Raw genomic sequence first — 1,965 nt, 5'->3', positions numbered from 1 at the left:
GGCTGTAAGGCGAATTTTTGTATTCCGCATCAATGTAATCTTTGCCATCAGCCAGGTATTTTGGATCCGTCTGCAACCGTTGCTCTACCCCTGCTAACTTATCCAATGAAGAAAAAGGAGTAAAAACATAAATTTTCCTGTCCGTATCCTGCTGGGTAACTGGCTTAAAGATCCCAACATTTTTAATGCCGGCACGGTGGATAGCAGGTACATATGCCTGCTCCAGATATTGTTCAAGTCTTGTTTCCTGGGCCTGATTTTTATAATGATATATTTTGAGCTGGTAGTAATCTTTGGCAGGAGCACTAGCCCATACTTTCGGGCCGGTAATTGCAGCGATTAAGAGGCAGTAGCAAACAAATCTGAATAGATTGTACAATTTCATAATGAATATTTTGTTTAAGGGTTATTACTTGTTACCGAAAAACCCGGGCTTTTTCGCCACCAAAGAACGCTAACAATCCTTAAAAACAATAAAAACAAACCACTAATAAATTAGTTAGTTGCATCTATTCACTTATAATCTCGTTCAAAAAACATCAATCATCATGCATCTAAATTAGACTTCAGGAACATCAAAACTGCATTTTGCTTTCTGCAAAATCGCACAATCCACCTAATATTTCACTCAGCTCTTCCCCTTTGCCTGTTAAGGTATATTCAGTTCTTGGCGGATTACCCGGTATGTAGCTTTTATGAATCAACTCATGTTGTTCCAGGCATTTCAACCTATCGGCAAGGATATGGTCGCTGATATGCTCTAAATCCTCTTTCAGACTGTTAAAACGTAAGTTACCCTCTTCAATGCTGAACAACACTTCGGTCATCCATCTTTTACTCAATAAATAAAGAAGCTCGTTAAGGGCGCATTTTTCTTCCAAAAACGACTGGTTATAAAAATTGGTGGAGCTTAGTTTTCTTTCTGACATGCTAATTTATTAATGAGTTACTAATTACCGGTTAAGTTATTGATGTCAATAACTGTTTATTGTTCCTTTGCGACTGTCGCTGCCTTTTAACAGGAGCAAACGAAGCTAAATCGTTTTTAGCATACAAATATTAAAATAATTACTGTAAATGTGCTATGACGAATATGCATCCTGTAATTCGAAACCTTCTTCATACCAAATTTAATCTGGCCCCTGGAGCCCCGCTAAATATTAATGGCTACAGATCTCTAATGAATGATTTCCTTCGGATCGTCTCTTATTCTAATGAAGGTTTGACCACCATCAGGGAACTGAAATTGGCGCCCGACGGCTTGCCGGCTTTCAATTTCAGGATCTACGGTGCTGATTCACCCGGGTTGAAACCCGTTTTGGTTTATTTTCATGGCGGTAACTGGATCAGTGGCAATCTTAAAACCTGCGATTCCATATGCGCTGCGCTTGCTGAAAGCAGTGGTTATGCCGTTATATCGGTTGATTATGCCCTGGCGCCGGAGCACCATTTTCCGGTGCCGCTATACCAGGGACTGGCTGTAATGAACTGGATTAAAAACCAGGGATTTCATTTTGGCATAAACAGGAAAAAAATAGTTGCAGGCGGTGATAATGCAGGGGCTAACATTGCTGCCGGATTGGTTCATTTGATTAATCGAACCCGCGAATATAAACTCCTTGGCCAATTATTGGTATGTCCGGCCTTGCATTATCAGTTTGATACACCATCTTACAATAAATACGAAAAAGGCTATTTCCTTTCAAAAACATTAATGAAACAGTGCTGGGACACCTACCTGGGACATCGGGATCATGCTTTCGATGAATCCGCATCGCCATTATTAGTTTTTGATGTCAACCATGTTCCGAAAACCCTGATTTATACTGCCGAGCATGATCCGCTGCAGTACGAAGCAGAACTTTACGCAGCGGTTTTAAAAGAACAGGGTATTGAGGTATTCCATCTCCGGTTTAAAGGTGTGACTCATTATTTCTGGCAGATGGACGCTATTTTGGATACGGC

General features: G+C 40.5%; 2 protein-coding genes and 1 pseudogene. 1 reads left to right on the top strand and 2 read right to left on the bottom strand.

The window, feature by feature from the left end:
• Both VF500_RS05170 and VF500_RS05165 read right to left on the bottom strand, forming a co-directional pair.
• Positions 1-385 (bottom strand): annotated as a pseudogene (locus VF500_RS05170) (hypothetical protein); the annotation flags it as partial.
• A gap of 190 nt (positions 386-575) precedes the next feature.
• Positions 576-929: a helix-turn-helix domain-containing protein gene (locus VF500_RS05165; RefSeq protein WP_330858650.1), complete on the bottom strand. Its 354-nt coding sequence runs from the start codon at positions 927-929 to the stop codon at positions 576-578.
• A gap of 251 nt (positions 930-1,180) precedes the next feature.
• On the opposite strand from VF500_RS05165, the gene VF500_RS05160 reads away from it, so the two are divergent.
• Positions 1,181-1,965 (top strand): alpha/beta hydrolase (locus VF500_RS05160; RefSeq protein WP_330858649.1); only part of this gene is annotated, 785 nt, incomplete at its 3' end.

Origin of the sequence: Mucilaginibacter sp., assembly GCF_036383575.1 — a bacterium.
GTDB lineage: Bacteria > Bacteroidota > Bacteroidia > Sphingobacteriales > Sphingobacteriaceae > Mucilaginibacter.
The sequence above is the reverse complement of the archived record's forward strand: the minus strand, read 5'-3'. Positions and strand labels throughout refer to the sequence as shown.

Coding starts and splice junctions, on each gene's coding strand:
- VF500_RS05165 (WP_330858650.1), bottom strand. CDS start 929: ATGTCAGAAAGAAAACTAAGCTCCACCAATTTTTATAACCAGTCGTTT.